We start from the raw sequence: 18,733 nt of genomic DNA on the forward strand, positions 1-18,733 counted from the left end.
TCTATGCTTGGAGCTTTTGCTATACCAATATTTGATAACAGCGATGAAGAAGCCAAAATAGATGGTAGAGTTAGAAACTATGGATTTGGTATTTTTTCAAGGCTAAATTTACCACGTGATTTTTATATCGATCTCATGGCAAAAGCTGGTAGGAGCCAAACAAAGGTTGATGCGAAAGATGTGGATTATAAAATCTCAATGCCATACTACAATGCTAGCTTTGGCATCGGCAAAAAGATAAAATTTGATAGTTTTATGCTTGATAGGGGGCTAAACTACGCACTCTCTTATGTCGGTAGCGATGAGGCAGATATCGGACAAAGCACATTAAAATTTAGCGGCGTTACATCAAGTAGAGCTAAAATTTACTCAAAAATAGCCTATGATGCTGGTAAATTTAATCCTTATGGAAAAATTAGCGCTGAGCATAAATTTAACACCAAGTCAAAAATAGCGGTGATCCAAGAAGACGAGGAGATCAGCCTAACTCAAAAAGGAACAAGCTCGGAGGTTAAGGTCGGTCTAAGATATACGCCAACTTATGCAACACTCATAAATTTTGGCATAACACAATCTTTTGGTAAAAAAGATCAAAGCAGTGCAAAACTTCAGTTTGCTTATAGATTCTAAAATTTAGTGGCTTTTTTGGCCACTAAATTTACTTATTTTTATAGATTTTAGCCGTAAATTTTCTTTAAATTTTCAAGCTTTGTGCTTGCATTTAGTAAGAGCATATCAGCTAACACTAGCCTTATCATCGCGGTTGCAACGACGCTACCACGTATGCCTATGCATGGATCATGTCTGCCCCTTAGCTCAAAGTCTACCACTTCGCCAGCTAAATTTAGCGTTTTTTGCTCTTTAAATATCGAAGGCGTAGGCTTAAAATGGCTCTTTAGCACGATCTCGGCGCCACTGCTTATGCCCCCAAGTATGCCACCAGCGTTGTTGCTCAAAAAGCCAAGCTCGTCCATCTCGTCATTGTTTGCTGAGCCAAGCATGGAGCTTACATTTACGCCAGCACCGATCTCAACGGCTTTTACACCATTTATGCCCATCAAAGCCGCTGCTAAAGCGCTATCTAGCTTATCATAAAGTGGCTCACCAAGACCAGCTGGCACTCCTCTAGCCACGCTTAAAACCATAGCTCCCACGCTATCGTGCTCGCTTCTAGCTTTATTTACCACTTCTTTCATCGCCTCTTCGTTGCCAAGAGCATAAATTTGAGAATTTTTAGCAAAGTTAAAGTCTATTTTGTCGCTAAAAACTTTGCCTATACCAAGCACTCCACTTAAAATTTCTATATTAAACTCATTTAAAAGTAGCTGCGCAAAAGCCCCACCAGCTACTCTAACGGCCGTTTCTCTTGCGCTTGAGCGTCCGCCGCCTCTATGATCTCTAAAGCCATATTTTTTGAAATAAGTAAAATCCGCATGGCCTGGACGGAAAATTTCACGTAAATTTTCATAGTCGTTTGACTTTTGGTTGTTGTTAAAAATGGCAAAACCTATCGGTGCCCCAGTGCTTATGTCATCAAAGACGCCACTAAAAATTTCTATCTTATCGGCTTCATCTCTTGCGGTTGTAAAGTTGCTTTGTCCCGGGCGGCGTCTATCTAGCTCACTTTGGATGAAGTCTGCATCTATCTTTAGCCCAGCTGGAAGTCCATCTATCACGCCACCGATCGCCACCCCGTGGCTCTCGCCAAAGGTTGTTAAGGTTAGTTTTTTACCAAATGTATTCAAAATTTTTCCTATTTTTTGATTTTTTCTAGTGCGATTTTTGCTGCAAGCTGTTGGGCTTGCTTTTTAGAGCTGCCAACGGCGCGTGAAATTTCTTTGCCATTTAGTAGCAAGGCTATCTCAAATTCTTTCTTGTGATCAGGACCTGACGTGCCGATGAGTTCGTATGTTGGGATGACACCAAGACTGGCCTGAGTGACCTCTTGAAGAGCGGTTTTGTAGTCCTTTTCGAGGTGTGCAAAGTCGATCTGTGGATAGCAAAGTTCAAGCAGAGCGATCGAAATTTCTCGCACTTTATCAAGTCCAGCCTCAAGGTAGATAGCGCCCATCACTGCCTCAAACGCATCGCTTAAAATGCTATCTTTCTCTCTACCGCCATTGTTCTCTTCAGCCGTGCTTAGCTTTAAAAATTTACCCATTTTTAGATGCCTTGCCATATTTGCAAAGCTTTTTTCATTTACAAGTGCGGCTCTTAGCTTGCTCATGTCGCCCTCTGCGATCTTGCTAAATTTCTTAAAAAGATATTCAGCCACGAGCAGATCCATCACCGCATCGCCCAAAAACTCGAGCCTTTCGTTGTTTAACGCCTGTTTGGTGCTCTTGTGTGTTAGCGCCTCTTCTAAAAGTTCAGTTTTTTTAAATTTATATCCAAGACTCTTTTCAAATTCTTCTAAAATTTTCATCTTTCATTCTCATCTTTTATTTTTAATGCCTCATCTCTTGCCATCTGGTCGCATTCCTCGTTTTCAGGGTGTCCAGCGTGCCCCTTAACCCAGTTTGCCACGACTTTGTGAGGCTTTGAAATTTCTAAATACTCCTGCCAAAGCTCAACATTTTTTACATTTTTAAAATTTCTCTTTTGCCAGTTGGAAAGCCACTCATTTATGCTATTTACCACGTATGAGCTATCGGTAAATAGTCTCACTTCGCAAGGCTCTTTTAACGCTTTTAGCCCCATTATCGCAGCTTTTAACTCCATTTGATTATTTGTAGTAAATGCCTCTCCGCCGCTTGCTTTTTTCTGCGCTTCGTTAAATCTCAATATATACGCCCAGCCGCCAGCTCCAGGGTTTCCAAGGCACGAGCCGTCGCTAAAAAGTGTTACTATCTTCACTTGCTTTTTCTGTGATGTGGGATAAAATTTTGACACTTCCTAGCTCGTGGCAGACTGGACAGCGGTAAAAGTGCATGGGAAATGAGTTTTTGCAGCTTTTGCAAACGTAGTTAAAGCTTAGCCCAGCCGCGTCAAATTTAGCGTCTTTTAGTTTTTTGATGACGTTTAGCTCAAAGCCATAAATTTCACATGGCTCATCTATATCGCCCTTTGCGTAAAAGAGCGATTTGTACTTTGGATCGCTTAAATTTATAGGTGTTTTTAGGTTGTAAAGCAGATCGATCACATCTTCAAAACGAGCAAAATCTTTTAAATTTTCTAAATTTTCATTGTGCCTTATGAAAAGTGCTAAGATCATACGTTTTAAAAGCTCAAAATTTTGGCTAAGGTGGGAGAGAATTTCTACCTTTTCATTAAAGCTTAAATTTCTATCATCAAGCGTGCTGATCGCCTTTATATAGGCTTTTTGATCTTTTACATTTACACCAAGTTCTTCAAGAGAATTTAGTGCGTAAAGAGCTTCTTTGTAGTTTTTAAGTTTTTCATCTATCATCGTTAAAAAGCGAAGTGCAAGCACATTTCTTGGACTTAGTTCAAGCACTTTTTCAAAGACTTCGCTAGCTTTTTTCAAAAATCCGGCCTTAAAATAGACCTCTCCAAGCTCGTTTAGGATAAATTCTTTTTCATTTTTATCTCTAACTTTGCCAAGTGCTATGAGATAAACACTAATTGATTTTTCAAAATCACCATTTTTGGCAAAAGTTTGCCCTAGCATGCAAAGGCTTTGAGCGTCTATCTCTGGGCTTTGTAGCATCTGTTTATGCTCGCTACTTATGCCGTCTTTACTATCAAATTTTCTTATAAATTTTTCAATGCGTTTTTTCTCATCTTTGCTTGAAAAGATACCCCAAGCATAGCTTAATGCAGCTATCATCAAAATAATGCTAAATAAAATAATAAGGCTAAATATCGGATCTCTATGCCCAATGAAAAAAATATCCACGCTCATACTTTGTAATAAAATTTTACTTTAATTATAACAAAGCAGTTGTATAATTTTGCTTATGATAGATCCAAAATCCATAGAAAAACTCAAAAATCAAATCGATATCGTTGACATTATAGAGCACTATTTGCCAGTTAAAAAAATGGGTGCAAACTACAAATGCGTCTGCCCATTTCACGATGATAGAAATCCTAGCATGAGCATAAGTCAAAGCAAGCAAATTTTTCACTGTTTTGCTTGCAAGGCCGGCGGAGATGCGATCAAATTTGTAATGGATTATGAGAAATTAACCTATCCAGAAGCTATCGAAAGAATAGCTAGCCTTGTAAATTTTAGTCTCGAATACACAAGCGATAAAGCCCCAACACAAAAAGAAAATAAGCATATTTTAGAAAAGGTAAACGCCTTTTATAGGAGTGAATTTTTCAAGCACGAAGCCGCTGTGAGATATATCTATTCTCGTGGTATAAATGACGCGATGATCGAGAAATTTGAGCTTGGCTGGGCAGGGGAGAGCGCTAGTACCATTAGACTTTTGCAAAATGAAAATATCGAGCCAAAAGAGGCGCTTGAAGTTGGAATCGTAAAGCAAAACGAGAAGGGAATTTATGCTAGTTTTATCGAGCGTATCACATTTCCCATATATGCGCACACGGCAAAACTAGTCGGCTTTGGTGGCAGAACGATCTCAGATCATCCCGCTAAATATGTAAATTCTCCACAAAGTATGGTTTTTGACAAGTCAAAGCTACTTTACGGCTATCATTTAGCTAGACAAAGTATTTTTGAAAAGAAGCAGATCATCATCACAGAGGGATATTTAGATGTTATCATGCTGCACTTTGCTGGCTTTACAAACGCTGTTGCCGTGCTTGGGACTGCGCTTACGACTAATCACTTACCACTTTTAAAAAGAGGCGAGATAAGCGTAGTGCTTTGTTTTGATGGTGACTCGGCTGGTATAAATGCCGCTATAAAATCATCTCGTCTTTTGGTACAAAACGAAATAGATGGAAGCGTTGTAATCATAAAAGATGGTGCAGACCCTGCGGATATGGTTTTTGCAGGTAGAAGTGACGAGCTAAAAGAGATGTTTGGATCCGGGACTGAGCTTGGCGAGTTTTATATCGAGCAAATTGTAAAAAAATATGATATTACGCGCCCAGTGCAAAAGCAAAAATGTTTAGAAGAGATAGTGGAATTTACAAATTCTCTAAAGTCAATAATCGCAAAAAGCTACGAATTACTGGTCTCAAATTTGCTCAAAATAGAGCTAAATACTTTTAGTCTTCATGGACAAAGATATATAAACAGACAAGATCAAAATTTTACAAATGCTACAACGATAAATAAACAAACGGCTCAAAAAAAAGATAAAACTGATATTTTAGAATTTAGCGTTTTAAAGAGCATGCTTGCAAATAAAAATTACGAAACTATCGTTTTAAACGAGCTTGAGGAGAAATTCTTCTTGCATCATAAAGATTATTTTCAGGCTGTTTTATTGCCAAATATTGAAGACAATGCGGTGCTTGTTAGAGAAATTTATGTTGATGAGAGCTCAAACGTAGCTTCGAGCGAAGATAGCCTTAAAGAGGCCATTTTAAAGCTAAAACTAAAATACTATGAGAAGTTTCGTGAAGATACCAGAAAATCACAAAAACCAAATAAAATCGAAATAATGCAAAAAATTTCAGAGATTATTAAAGGCTTGCACAACAAATTACAAAAAAATTAGATTTCAAAATTTAACACTTATTCAGCTTTAAATCATAAAACTAAATGTAAAATGTTCAAAGTAATAAATGTTTTTAAGATTAGTTTTATTTTTAAGGATTTATTATGATAAATTTTAAAAGATTTGAGGCGAATTTTAATGCTATAAGCAGATTTGGAGCATTAAAAGGTGGAGGGCTAACAAGGCTTGCATTTAGTAAAGAAGACTTGGAGGCTAGAAATTTTCTTATAAATTTAATAGAAGAAAATGGCTTTAAACTTAAAATTGACAATGTTGGCAATATCTTTGCCATCTATGATGATGGCTGTGAGCCAGGCGAAAAGCCGGTTTGTGTGGGCTCTCACATAGATAGCGTGCCAAATGGTGGCTTTTATGATGGCACGCTTGGTGTCATGGCAGGACTTGAAGCACTAACCTTGATAAAAGAAGCTGGCATTAAACTAAAGCGTCCGCTTTGGTTGATAAATTTTTGCTGTGAAGAGTCAAGTAGGTTTAAGACAGCGACCATTGGCAGCAAGATAATAAGCGGCAAACTTGGTCTACAAAGGCTTCATGAATTAAAAGACGAAGATGGCATTTCGCTTTTTGAAGCGATGAGTAAATTTGGACTTGAGCCACAAAATTTAAATGATTCTATTTTAAAAGAACACTCACTTCATTCATATTTAGAACTTCACATTGAACAAGGTCCAGTGCTTGAGCGAAGTGGTATAAGCGTTGGTATAGTAAGCGGTATCGCCGCTCCTATTAGATTTGAAATTATTATTCATGGTAAGGCAGATCACAGCGGTGCAACGCCGATGAATATGCGTAGTGACGCGCTGCTTGCCGCCTCACACATCATCATCGCTGCAAATAAATTTGCAAAAAACAAAAAAACTGCTGTGGCTACTGTTGGTTACGCACATGCAAAGCCGGGCGTTTTAAACGTCGTGCCAGGCGAGGCAAGGCTTGGAGTTGATCTAAGAGATATCGATAAAGCAAGCTTAGAAGAGCTAAATTTAGAGCTTAGAAATTTTATAAAAGAGCTAAGCGGTGAGCTAAATTTTAGTTATGAGATAAGAGAATTAAGTAGTGACGAGCCAGTAAAACTTAGTGAGCATGCTATAAATTTACTAAGCGAAGAGGCTGCTAAACTGGGCATAAAAACGCTTACTTTGCCAAGCGGAGCTGGACATGATGCGATGAATTTAACAAAGCTTGCAAACAGCGTTGGTATGCTTTTTATACCTTGTGTCGGCGGTATCAGTCACAATACAGCAGAAGCTATAAATTTTGATGATGCTTTCAAAGCTACACAAATTTTAACAAATGCACTAATTAAACTATCAAATGAATAAGGAGAAATCTATGGATAAGATAGCAAATTTGGCTCTTTCTTTAAAAGATGAGCTGATCAAGGATCGCAGGTATTTTCACTCGCATCCAGAGACTGGCTGGTTTACATTTTTTACAACCGCCGTACTAGCAAAGAGACTTAGCGATCTTGGTTATGAAATAAGCCTTGGTGACAAGGTGGTTAAAGCTGATGCAAGGCTTGGACTTGGCTCAAAAGAGCAATGCGAAAAAGCAATAGAAAGAGCCAAAAAGCTCCTAAGTCCTGAAGAGGCAAAGTATCTTCCTTATATGAAAGATGGCTTAACAGGCCTAACAGCCTTTATAGATACGAAAAGGCCTGGTAAATTTACAGCATTTAGATTTGACATTGATAGTGTTGATGTGACAGAGAGTGATGAGCCTACTCACAGACCTTACAAAGAGGGTTTTGGTGCAGATATCGCTGGTATCACGCATGCTTGTGGGCATGATGGTCACATGTCAATAGGTCTTGGTGTGGCAAAACTTATAGCTGAAAATTTAGATGATCTAAATGGTAAGTTTAAATTTATCTTCCAAACGGCAGAAGAGGGCACAAGAGGAGCTGTGGCTATGGAAGCTGCTGGTGTGCTTGATGGTGTAGAGTATCTATTGGGCGGTCATCTCGGCTTTCAAGCAAAAACCAATAGAGGCATCATTTGTGGGACAAATAAGCTACTTGCAACTTCAAAATTTGACGTACATATCACTGGTCGTTCAGCTCACGCAGCAGGAGCACCACAAGATGGCGCAAATGCCCTTTTAGCTGCATCTCAAATGGCGCTAAGCATGCATGGTATCACAAGACATGCAAAAGGCGTGACTAGGATAAACGTAGGCGTTTTAAAAGCAGGTGAGGGTAGAAACGTCATAGCACCAAACGGCTATCTAGCTTGCGAAACAAGAGGTGAAGACACAAATTTAAATGATTTTATGTATGAAAAATGCATGGATATCGTTAAAGGTGTGAGCGAAATTTATGGCGTAGAGAGCAAAGTCGTAAAAACTGGCGGCACAAACGGAGCCGATAGCGACAAAGAAGTAATTGAAATTTTCTATGAAGCCGCAAAGCAAAGTCCTTTTATAGATGATGACAAGATCGTAAAAGAGCTTGATTTTGGTGCTTGTGAAGATTTTGCTCATTTTATGAGAGCTTTGCAAGACAGAGGCGCAAAGAGTGGCTATATGATGATCGGTACAAATTTAAAAGCAGGCCATCACAACTGCAAATTTGACTTTGATGAGGAGTGCTTGGTGGCTGGGGTTGATGTCTATCTAAGATCTGCTTACAAATTAAATGGAGTAAAAAAATGAAAAATGCTTTACTAATCAGTGCTTCAAGCTATCAAGATACTGGCTATTTAAGGCACTGCAAAAACTGGGTTAAGGAATTTTTAGGTGAATGCGGCAAGGAAGAAATTTTATTTATCCCTTACGCTGGAGTTAGGCGAACAAATGACGAGTATGAGCAAAAAGTAATTGATAGATTAAAAAATAGCAATATAAAATCAATCCATCACTACGAGGATAAAATTTCAGCTATCAAAAATGCTAGCAGTATCGCAGTTGGCGGCGGAAATACCTTTATGCTGCTTTACATGCTTTATAAGCTAAATTTGATTGAGCCTATAAAAGAAGCTGTGGCAAATGGCGCAAAATACTTTGGTTGGTCGGCTGGCGCAAATATCGCCGGTAAGACGATGATGACGACAAATGATATGCCTATCATCATGCCAAAGTCCTTTGATAGCTTAAATATCTTCCCATATCAGATCAATCCGCACTTCATAAGTGGCAAGCTAGCAGGTCATAACGGCGAGAGTAGAGAGGAGAGACTGGAGGAATTTTTAATAGCTAATCCAAAAGAGACCATTTACGCACTGCCTGAGGGCACGGCTCTGCTTATAGCGGACAACGAGGCTGAGGTCATAGGACACAGTGAAATTTTAAAATTTGAGTATCAAAAAGAGATAGAAAAAATAGAAATTGGAACTAAATTTAAAATCTAAGCAAGGAGAGAGGTATGGAAACATTTAAGCTAATTGCTGCCATTCTTGGCATCGTAGCTGTTGTGGCACTTCTTGTCTTAAAAAAAGAGACAAGAACGGTGCTAATAGGTGTTGGTTTGGTGCTTTGTTTAATCGCACTAAAACCGATGGGGGCACTAAGTGCTTTTACTGACTATATGACTAAAGCAGGGCTTATAAAGGCGATTTGTGCGAGTATGGGTTTTGCATTTGTTATGAAATATACAATGTGCGATAAGCACCTTGTTGCGCTTCTTACAAAGCCGCTTAAAAATGTGGGTTTTATATTGATCCCTGCAACAACCGTGCTAACTTACTTTATAAATATCGCTATCCCTTCAGCTGCAGGATGCTCCGCTGCTGTTGGTGCGACACTTATACCGCTTCTAATGGCCTCAGGTATCCGCCCAGCTATGGCTGGTGCTGCTGTTTTTGCGGGGACATTTGGTGGAGTTTTAAGCCCAGGATCGGCTCACAACGTCTATGTGGCTGATCTTGTTAAAAAGACGGTTGAGGGCTATACAGTTCAAGATGTCATAAAAGTGCAAATTCCAAGTGCATTTACTGCTCTTGTTATCGTAGTGATCGCATTAGTTATTGTTGCGATACTGCTTAAAGACTATCAAAAAAATACAAATTTCACTCTTGAAAGTAGTGCTGCTAGCGAAGAGAAACCGCTATTTAAAGTAAATTTTATCTACGCCATTATGCCTCTAGTTCCACTTGTTATCTTGGTTATTGGCGGAACAAGCCTTGCAAAAGATTATAGCTTTCTTGCATGGACAAAGATGGGCGTTGCTGAGGCGATGATACTAGGTGCTATCATAGCTATTTTTGCTACGCTTACAAATCCGCAAAAGATCACAAAAGAATTTTTTAACGGAATGGGCCACGCTTATGCTGATGTTATGGGTATCATCATCGCAGCTGGTGTCTTTGTCGCTGGACTAAAGGCATGTGGAGCCGTTGATGTGGTCATCGCATGGCTTAAAACAGATCAAAGTTACGTTAAATTTGGCGGAACGTTTGTGCCATTTATCATGGGCATAGTTACAGGTTCAGGCGATGCTGCTACATTTGCATTTAACGAAGCTGTCACAACAAATGCCGCTGCACTTGGCTTTGAACAAGACAAGCTTGGTATGGCTGCAGCTATTGCTGGTGCTTTAGGTAGATCGGCTTCTCCGATTGCTGGTGCTGCTATCGTTTGTGCAGGCATTGCGATGGTTAGTCCAGTTGAAATCGCTAAAAGAACATTTTTAGGTATGTTTGTCTCTGTTGTAGCGATTGCATTTTTTGTCATCTAAAAGGATGAAAAATGGATATCGTAGAGAGATTTTTAAACTACACAAAATTTAACACAACAACAAATAAAGAGAATGGACTAAAAGGTGTCATGCCTTCTAATCCAACCGAGTACGAGCTGGCTAAGTTTTTAAAAGAAGAGCTTAGCTCGCTAGGCATAAAAGATATCATCTTGCAAGACAATGCTATCTTGATAGCAAAAATTCCTGCAAACTGTGAAAATGCTCCAAGCATCGCCTTTTTTGGGCACTTAGATACAAGTAGTGAGCAAAAAAATGATACCAAAGCTAAAATCGTAAAATACACAGGTGGCGACATCTGCCTAAACGAAGAGCAGGGAATTTATCTAAAATTTAGCGATAACCCAGAGCTTAAAAAGTACGTTGGTGATGACATAGTCGTGACTGACGGCACTAGCTTGCTTGGGGCTGATGATAAGGCTGCGATCGCTAGCATTGTAAATATGGCTAGCTACTTTATGCAAAATCCTGATGTAAAGCACGGTAAAATCGTGATCTGCTTCGTGCCAGATGAAGAGCAGGGCTTACTTGGGGCAAAAGCACTTGATGTAAATTTGCTTGGAGCTGATTTTGGTTACTGCTTAGACTGCTGCGAGATAGGCGAGCTAATATATGAAAACTGGAACGCGGCTGACTGCACGATGGTCTTTAAAGGCGTTTCGGCTCATCCGATGAATGCAAAGGGCAAGCTTGTAAATTCGCTACTTCTTGCGCATAAATTTATCTCACTTTTGCCAGGCGGCGAAGTGCCAGAGTGTACCGAGGGCAAAGAAGGCTATTTTTGGGTAAAAGAGCTTAGTGGAAACAGCGCAAAAACAACTCTTAAGATCGATATAAGAGAATTTGATGAGGTAAAATTTCAAAAAAGGCTTGAGTTCTTAAGCGATATGGCAAATTCTTTTAACAAAATTTATGGAGAACGTTGTGAGATCACATTAAAAACACGCTATGAAAACGTCTTTAAATTTTTAAAAGACGAAAACTCACTTCCGATAAAACTAGCAAAAGATGCCTTTAGCGAGCTAAATATCACGCCAAATATAAAGCCGATGCGTGGTGGATATGACGGCGCTGTGATATCTGCAAAAGGTGTGCCAACGCTAAATTTATTCACAGGGGCAAATAACTTTCACTCCGTCTTCGAGTATTTGCCAGTTAGCAGTCTAAAAGCTGCTAGCGAAGTCATCAAAAAAATCGTAATTAACGCTGCTAAATAAACTTCATAAAAGCCTAGATTTAGTAAATTTAGGCTTTAAATTTTACTTTCAGGATAAGAATGAAGGCTTTAGCTTTGTTTAGCGGAGGGCTTGATAGCATGCTCTCAATGAAATTAATAAGTGATCAAAACATCGAAGTGGTCGCACTTTATATGGATACTGGATTTGGCGTAGATGAAGAAAAACATGAAATTTTAAGACGCCGTGCAGCTTTGGCCGGAGCTAGCTTAAAAGTGGTTGATATGAGAAATGAGTATCTTCGTGATGTGCTTTTTAACCCAAAATACGGCTATGGCAAGCAGTTTAACCCTTGTATTGATTGTCACGGATATATGTTTAAAACAGCTCTAAATATGCTAAAAAGTGAAAATGCAAATTTTATCATCACAGGCGAAGTCGTAGGTCAAAGGCCGATGAGTCAGCGAAGAGACGCACTCTTTCAGGTTAAGCGCCTAGCTGATGACGAGGATGATTTGGTGCTTCGTCCGATGTGCGCTAAGCTCTTGCCACCAACTAAGCCAGAGCGCGAGGGCTGGGTCGATAGAGAGAAACTGCTTGATATAAGCGGACGTGATAGAAAGCCGCAGCTTGCTTTGGCAAAGGAATTTGGCTTTGAGGACTTTGCAACGCCTGGAGGTGGGTGTTTGCTAACGATCGAGAGCTTTGCTGTGAAGATAAAGGATTATCTAAATTTTGATAAAGAGATGCGAGATATCGATGTAACGTGGCTAAAGCTTGGTAGGCATCTGCGCTTGCCAGATGGTGCAAAAATGATAATAGGACGTGATGAGAGCGATAATAACGCACTTTTGGCTCATCCAAATGATAAATTCGATCAAGTAAATTTTAAAGAGAGTGATGACATCGTAGGAGCCGTTAGCTTCATAAGCAAAAACGCTAGTAAAGCTGACAAAGAGCTGGCCGCAAGGCTCGCATTAGCTTATACAAAAGCAAGTAGAGAAAATGAATTTGAAGTTAGCATTGCTGGCGAGAAATTTAGTATCACACCTGAGAATAAATCTCTAGCTCAAAATTATTTCGTAAAATAGACGTTTTATTGATTCTTGGTACTTTTACTTTGTGTTTGTAGATAAAGATGGTTTTTATCTACAAATAAGTTTAAAAATTATATAATCCGAAACTTATTTTAAAGTGTCACGGTAGCTCAGCTGGTTAGAGCGCTGGTCTCATAAGCCGGAGGTCGGGAGTTCAAGTCTCCCCCGTGATACCAGAACGCACTATTTTAGGCACTAGTAGTGATGCTTTTGTTCTTTCCCTTTCTTTAAAATTTCCTTTAAGAGTGGAACACTTAGTTACTAAAGTGGGACAGCCTCTTAAAAATTCCAACGATTATAAAGCCATCACCCTTTTAATATCATAAAAATAAATTTGTTTTACATTCTTGTTTCTATCTTTTATTTTAGGTTACCTTTAAAATACTCCAAGGAATATCCATCTACTGCCATTAAGCTTCAGTAAGCTTAACAGTAAAGATGAAGAGCTTCATAGTAGAGCCTTTGTAAAGAATTTTCTTAAAGGCTTTCAAGAAAGCTTTGAGAAAGACTATATCGCGCAGTCTTACTTACAAAAAATGAAAGAGGATATAATGACGAAGAAATAAAAGGTTATACGAGTTTGCAAACCGGTGCTAGTTATATAAATTTCAAAAACATAACCGATATGAAAGATCTAGCAAAAACCATAACTCATGAAAACCAAAGATCGATGGATATACAAGATAATAGAGATGTAAACAAAAATAGAGATGATGATACTAAGTATGCATCAAATTTCTCAAATTTTGTGAGAAGTAAAGCATTCAATTGGGGCAATATCAAAACAATTGGGAGATTTCTTAAATACAAAATCAATAAATAGGGAAGATAAATTATTAAATAATATGATAGAAAATGGTGGAAATATTTTTAGACATACAATTTTTCAAGGAGCAAATTATGAACTTCGCAATACAATAAAAGACAATACTATCGGCGGTAGTGGTAATGAATGATTTTTTTAATGCTTTCTGGCGAGAATTTCAATATAAAATCGTAGATTTAATCGTATATTTAGCCAATCTCACCCATTAGTTGCTTGGATTATCTTATATTTTTTGGGTTTGCTCGTACTATATTTTTGTTTTAAGTTTATTTGCCATTGTTATATAATCTATAATAAATCTAAAAATATAAAAATTTTAAAAATAGGTATATTATTGTTTATTCCTATTGTTATTGTTTTTTACTTTCTCGTTAAATTTACAATTTACAAATCAAATGGGTACTTAGTTTATTTTTGCATCTTTTCGTGGATTTCTACTATCGGTGTGATTTTTTGGGCTTTTCGACCTGAAAAATTTATACCAGATAAATCACAGAATAGAAACCCTAAAAAACATAAGAAGCAAAAAGTTAAATTTGAAAAAAGTAAGAATTCGTTAAATTTTACAAATGTAAAATTAAAAAATAAACAAAGCAGCGGTGATAAATAGAAATTTTAAAAATATCTCTAAAATAGGAATGACTGAAAGAATAAACGAAAAACTATTAGCCAATACTCCAAAAGGAGGAAAGTTGGGTAGCGACGGTATATTAAGACATAACGGCAAAGAGTATGTAGCTCATAGTATGGATATAACGGGAAATAAAGTGATATATCAACAATTAGGTAAAAATAATAAACCGGTAGAGGTTTATAAAATTACTAACGATAAAGGTTATTTAGTGACAGCTTCTAAACCAAAGCTCTCTGCTTCGCAAAGCAGTCCTAGTACTTTAATAAAAGATGCAACAAAAGATATTAAATTTTATGATAGCTCAAAAACCCCGGGTATAGTAGCAGGAGCTACCATAGGCGGAGGTATAGATATTGGATCGCAGTATATAAATAACGGCTATAGTTTTAAAAATATTGACCATACAGAAGTAGTAATAAATGCATTAGGCGGTGCATATGGCGGAGCTGCTAGCGGTTTATTCTCAGCAATAGTCAGAGGCGCTTTTGTCAACTCATCTACCGAGCTATACTCTCAGCTTAAAGATAGATCAAAAGATGTGGATAAAGATAGAGTGTTTAATAAATTATTTTTAGGTGGGGCTTTTGGTGCATTCGGCAATATAGCAGGAAATTTTGGTAAAAACATAAAAGTCGGCGATGGGGATTTGCAGACTGAGGCTGAAAGTATAGTATCGGTTGTGACAGGGGCAGGTCAAGCAGTAGCCGATAGCATAAAAAGCAAAAATGACAAAGATAGAAAGGATAACAAAAAATAAAAAAATTTCTAATTATTTTTTTTGGTAGCATATTGTGTATTGGCTTTATAGTAATCCTAAAACTTCTCTTTGGAGAACACTACGGTGACGTTATTTTTGCTGGGATAATCTTGACTAATATATATTACATAATTAAAAACGGTATAAAAAAGAGCGACTTTTCGAAAAAGAATTTGAAAGAAATGGACGTCACGATAGGCGGCGTTTCTTTGATACAGGCTATATTTGTATTTATAATGTGGATTGGTTACAACGCAACAAGAGGGTAAACATAAAAGTGGGCTATGGAGATTTGCAGACTGAGGCTGAAGCTAGGGCAAGTATATTTACTGGAATAACACAGGTGGCTGTAGATAGTATGAGCAGCAAAGATAATAAAAATAACAAAGACGATAAAAAAGAATGAGAACTGATATAAAAGTTTTGTTTAAGAACATTAATTTTAAAATGAGCATCATCTAAATTTTTTAGATATAATTACGCAAAAATAATATTATTAAAATCAGGTAAAGGAACTCATGAAAAAAATATTTAAATTTCTATCTTTTTTAGTATTTATGCTATTTCTTACAGGATGTGCAAAAGATCTTATTATAAGCAATATGCCAAATTCAAATTTAAACTATCATGGCGATAATGTTCCTATAACTATCATAGCTTATAAATTAAGAGATGTGGCTAAATTTAAAGAAGCTAGCATTATCGATCTAGCCGAGAGAAATGGTGAAATACTAGGTTATGACAAGATTGACTCTATAAAAACACAAATTCAGCCAAATACAAATAGATACGCTTTTACGAATGTATATCCTGATGAGGTTCCGTATGTCGGTATTTTGGTACTTTATGCTGATCAGAGCAAGACAAATATCAAGGCTTACAAGGCTACAAAAGAGATAAAAGAAAAAAATATAGTTTTTGAAATAACAAAAAATGGCGTAAATGTTTTAGATGCTAGTAGCTCTAAAATACAAGCAAGCAAATAAAATGTCTGAAAAGCTAAAAGTCGTTTGGTATAATGGAATGAACGTTGATAAGGTTCATTTCGAGCAGCAAGAAAGATATTTTGAGAGAAATTTAAACCTAAAAACCATCTCTTCTTTTTCAAATTTATACGGTGTTTTAGATTTAGAAATTTCAAGCGATCTTTTGCTTCAAGGCAAAATAGGGCTAACTAAAATTTCTTGTATCTCTCAAGATGGTACGATTTTCAATGCACCAGATCAAGATGAATTACCAGAACCGCTTGAGATAAGTCCAAGTGAACTAAACTCAGCCATTATAGTGTTAAAACTACCTATTAGCTCAGGTCTGGTTGATATTAGCTTGCAAAATAATTTACCAAATCTAAAATTTACAGCCAAGCAAGCACTTATTAGCTCAAGAGTGCATGATGAAGCTAGCAACGATATATTAAACGAGCTAGATGATAAAGATGATTTTGAACTATCTTCTGCCTTTACACAAGATAAAGAAAATCTAATCCTAGCGAGCCAAAGATCATCTCTTGGGGTATTTGGCTCAAAGATGCCTTACGAGCTTAGCATACCAATTTGTAAAATAAAAAATATAGATCTAAATAAACAAATAATGCTTGACGAAAAATTTATTCCAACTTGTATTGACATCAGTAAAAATACCTTTATAACAAATTTTATAGAGGAGCTTAGCTTTGCTACAAAGCAACATCAAGAGAGTTATTTTGGGTTGCTAGGAGGTGTTGATCAAGCTAAAAATAGACTTGATTTTTCAACATATTTAACACTAAATATGCTAAAAAAATGGCATTTAATATTCTCTTATTTGTTAAAAAAAGATAAATTTCACCCAGAGTATTTGTATGAAAAATTAGTTGATTTTCAGGCTGATCTGTTGGCACTTAGTCACGATAATAGTTTTGGCGAATTTATAGCCTACGATCACAATAACCTAACTCAAACTTTTGTGCCTTTGATAAATAATCTAAGACTTTTATTCTCACACATCTTATCTCCAAAATATATAATGGCACAAATTGTTAAAAACAATCACGGCTTTTATGACTGTATTTTTGATAATCCAAGCATTATTGAAAACTCAGAAATTTATTTTGCTATTCACAGCGATACAAAAAATGAGTATCTTCTTAAAAATTTCAAAGAGCAGTGCAAAATCCATACTCAATCAAATATAAAAGGCATAGTTTCTTCACAGTTAAGGGGTATAAACGTAGAGCAAATTTCTGTTGTTCCTAGTACTTTACCGAAGTTAAATGATTATATCTATTACAAGATAGACAAAAAAGATGAAATTTTTAAAAGCTTTGCAAATCAAAATGTGATTAGCGTTTATATAACGGCAAATTTACCAAATGCTGACATTAAAATGTGGGCTTTATTATAAGGATAAAAATGAACGAAAATCAAAATGAAACCTCAGTTTTAAGTCAAACAAATCTTTTGGGTCTTGGCACAAATCTTGCACTAGATCACGTGTTACCACTACTTCTTTTGGCAAATAGGGTTTCAAAATTACAAAATTTTTCACAAAGCGAAATGGCAAATTTACGTGAAAAATTGATAAACGATATCTTAAGCACTACTTCAAAGATATCAAATCTAGGCATTTACGAGGAAGACGATATTATTAGACTTAGGTATTGCCTTTGTGTTTTTATAGATGAGAGCTTGCTAAAAAATGAAATTTTTATGAACAGCTTTTGGGCCAATAATACCCTGACAACAAGATTTTTTAATGAAAATCTAGGTGGAAATAAATTCTTTGGCATTATGGATAAGTGGTTTGAAAATGTTGGTAAAAATAAAGATTTCTTAGAATTTATATATGCTTGTTTGGTGCTTGGTTATAAAGGAAAATATGAAACCCAAGAAGATTGCAATGAAAAAATCTCTTATCTTTGTGAAAATATAGCTGCAGCTGTTTCTCCGCTTATAAAGGCTGATGAAAATGTATTTGAAAAGAGCTACTTAAAACAGACAAAGAAAAGCTTTCTTGAGGTATTTTCGCTAAAGCGTTTAAAATTTTATTTCATTTTACTAGCCATTGCTATGATTGCAGCTGCATTCTTATATAGTACATATTCTATGGATCAAAACAATATCAGAAACGATAGCGTTCTAAATAATAAGATAGAGAATTTTATGGATAACAAGTAAGTGCAAGATAATTTTTGTAATAAATTTAATGAAGATTTTTTAGAGAATGAGCTTTATATTGGTTTAGCTGATGAAATGTCAAAGTATAAAACTTTGATGCATGACAGTATAAAGTGGGATTATGTATTTAGCTCATCTTTAAAAGCCTTAAGTGAGTTTAGTCTTGATGCCAAGCTTTTAAATTTTTTAGCGATTTCTGCTATAAATTTAAACGACAAAGAAGCTTTTAAGACACTTATAAAAGCTTTTGCCTTTTTTCTATCTATTTTAAAAAAAGAGCCAATTTCACTTGCAAAAAATGAAAAACAACTACCTGCTAAAAAAAAGATAATAGCTCAAACAATAGAGCTTTTTATGCAAGCTAATGATAAAGCTTTGGATCAAGCTGACGCAAAAGCGTTTAATGATCTTGTGCCTGAGCTTTCGCAAGAGCTTGGCACGCATTTTGATACGCTTTATATAGAAGAAAAAAAAGAAGAAATTTTAAAAGCCAAAGAGCCAAAAGTAATTACTAAAACTGAGCCAACTTACCATCAAAACGTTTCATTTAGTGGCAATGACATTAGTACATTTAATGATAGAGAATTTAGAGAATATTTTATAAATTTATCACTAATGCTTTTAAAGAGTGATATTAAAAATTTTAACGCTTATACTTTAATTTTTGAAGCAATGTGGGGCAGAATAAAGGCGCTTCCATCAAGTAGCGATCAAATAACACAGATACGTTATCCTGATGAAAATCTGATTATGCTTTTTAAAAAAAGTAACGAACTAAATC

Annotated in this window: 17 protein-coding genes, 1 tRNA gene and 1 pseudogene; 15 read left to right on the forward strand and 4 right to left on the reverse strand. The window is 36.5% G+C overall.

The genetic code is table 11. The features are described from left to right. Positions 1-3: 3 nt before the first annotated feature. Positions 4-630 (forward strand): autotransporter outer membrane beta-barrel domain-containing protein, encoded by a 627-nt coding sequence (locus CVS92_RS05180; RefSeq protein ID WP_107788735.1) that lies wholly within the window; start codon positions 4-6, stop codon positions 628-630. Positions 631-677: 47 nt separating this feature from the next. Here CVS92_RS05180 and aroC read toward each other — a convergent pair whose 3' ends face one another. Genes aroC through CVS92_RS05200 form a run of 4 tightly spaced genes read right to left on the reverse strand, consistent with a single transcriptional unit; the run spans position 678 to position 3,865 of the window. Next, positions 678-1,745: a chorismate synthase gene (gene aroC, locus CVS92_RS05185; RefSeq protein ID WP_107788736.1), complete on the reverse strand. Its 1,068-nt coding sequence runs from the start codon at positions 1,743-1,745 to the stop codon at positions 678-680. Positions 1,746-1,753: 8 nt separating this feature from the next. Beyond that, positions 1,754-2,425, reverse strand: coding sequence for a ribonuclease III (gene rnc, locus CVS92_RS05190; protein WP_107788737.1), 672 nt, complete (start codon positions 2,423-2,425; stop codon positions 1,754-1,756). Beyond that, a complete protein-coding gene (rnhA, locus tag CVS92_RS05195) occupies positions 2,422-2,856 on the reverse strand; it encodes a ribonuclease HI (RefSeq protein WP_107788738.1) in 435 nt (144 codons plus the stop codon). The genes rnc and rnhA overlap by 4 nt, the downstream gene beginning before the upstream one ends. Then, the gene (locus CVS92_RS05200) at positions 2,834-3,865 is read right to left on the reverse strand and encodes a tetratricopeptide repeat protein (RefSeq protein WP_234398705.1); all 1,032 of its coding nucleotides are present in this window, start codon (positions 3,863-3,865) and stop codon (positions 2,834-2,836) included. The genes rnhA and CVS92_RS05200 overlap by 23 nt, the downstream gene beginning before the upstream one ends. 55 nt (positions 3,866-3,920) lie before the next feature. Here CVS92_RS05200 and dnaG point away from each other — a divergent pair, with 55 nt between their 5' ends. The 14 genes and pseudogenes from dnaG to CVS92_RS05280 form a co-directional block, all read left to right on the forward strand. Continuing rightward, entirely contained in the window at positions 3,921-5,600 is a 1,680-nt protein-coding gene (gene dnaG, locus CVS92_RS05205) for a DNA primase (protein ID WP_107788752.1), read from the forward strand. Between the two features lie 104 nt (positions 5,601-5,704). Beyond that, positions 5,705-6,940 carry a M20 family metallo-hydrolase gene (locus CVS92_RS05210; RefSeq protein ID WP_107788740.1) on the forward strand — a complete coding sequence of 412 codons (1,236 nt, stop codon included), beginning with the start codon at positions 5,705-5,707 and terminating at the stop codon, positions 6,938-6,940. 10 nt (positions 6,941-6,950) lie between these two features. Then, the gene (locus CVS92_RS05215; protein WP_107788741.1) at positions 6,951-8,270 is read left to right on the forward strand and encodes an amidohydrolase; all 1,320 of its coding nucleotides are present in this window, start codon (positions 6,951-6,953) and stop codon (positions 8,268-8,270) included. Continuing rightward, complete coding sequence (gene pepE / locus CVS92_RS05220) at positions 8,267-8,965, forward strand: dipeptidase PepE (RefSeq protein WP_107788742.1); 699 nt, start codon at positions 8,267-8,269, stop codon at positions 8,963-8,965. Before CVS92_RS05215 ends, pepE begins: the two co-directional genes overlap by 4 nt. A gap of 14 nt (positions 8,966-8,979) precedes the next feature. Beyond that, a complete protein-coding gene (gene dcuC / locus CVS92_RS05225) occupies positions 8,980-10,290 on the forward strand; it encodes a C4-dicarboxylate transporter DcuC (protein ID WP_107788743.1) in 1,311 nt (436 codons plus the stop codon). A gap of 11 nt (positions 10,291-10,301) precedes the next feature. Next, entirely contained in the window at positions 10,302-11,525 is a 1,224-nt protein-coding gene (pepT, locus tag CVS92_RS05230) for a peptidase T (RefSeq protein ID WP_107788744.1), read from the forward strand. Between the two features lie 59 nt (positions 11,526-11,584). Beyond that, positions 11,585-12,574, forward strand: coding sequence for an argininosuccinate synthase domain-containing protein (locus CVS92_RS05235; protein ID WP_107788745.1), 990 nt, complete (start codon positions 11,585-11,587; stop codon positions 12,572-12,574). Positions 12,575-12,679: 105 nt separating this feature from the next. After that, positions 12,680-12,756 (forward strand) — tRNA-Met (locus CVS92_RS05240). Between the two features lie 1,249 nt (positions 12,757-14,005). Continuing rightward, a complete protein-coding gene (locus CVS92_RS05255; protein WP_107788748.1) occupies positions 14,006-14,797 on the forward strand; it encodes a hypothetical protein in 792 nt (263 codons plus the stop codon). Positions 14,798-15,074: 277 nt separating this feature from the next. After that, positions 15,075-15,203 carry a hypothetical protein gene (locus tag CVS92_RS09225; protein WP_265094452.1) on the forward strand — a complete coding sequence of 43 codons (129 nt, stop codon included), beginning with the start codon at positions 15,075-15,077 and terminating at the stop codon, positions 15,201-15,203. Positions 15,204-15,315: 112 nt separating this feature from the next. Next, positions 15,316-15,783, forward strand: coding sequence for a type VI secretion system lipoprotein TssJ (tssJ, locus tag CVS92_RS05265; protein WP_054195914.1), 468 nt, complete (start codon positions 15,316-15,318; stop codon positions 15,781-15,783). 1 nt (position 15,784) lies between these two features. After that, positions 15,785-17,179 carry a type VI secretion system baseplate subunit TssK gene (tssK, locus tag CVS92_RS05270; protein ID WP_107788753.1) on the forward strand — a complete coding sequence of 465 codons (1,395 nt, stop codon included), beginning with the start codon at positions 15,785-15,787 and terminating at the stop codon, positions 17,177-17,179. An 8-nt stretch (positions 17,180-17,187) separates the two neighbouring features. Next, positions 17,188-17,952, forward strand: coding sequence for a type IVB secretion system protein IcmH/DotU (icmH, locus tag CVS92_RS05275; protein ID WP_085658354.1), 765 nt, complete (start codon positions 17,188-17,190; stop codon positions 17,950-17,952). Then, positions 17,953-18,733, forward strand: a pseudogene (locus CVS92_RS05280) (hypothetical protein); the annotation flags it as partial.

Source organism: Campylobacter concisus (genome assembly GCF_003048555.1).
Lineage (GTDB): Bacteria > Campylobacterota > Campylobacteria > Campylobacterales > Campylobacteraceae > Campylobacter_A > Campylobacter_A concisus_AO.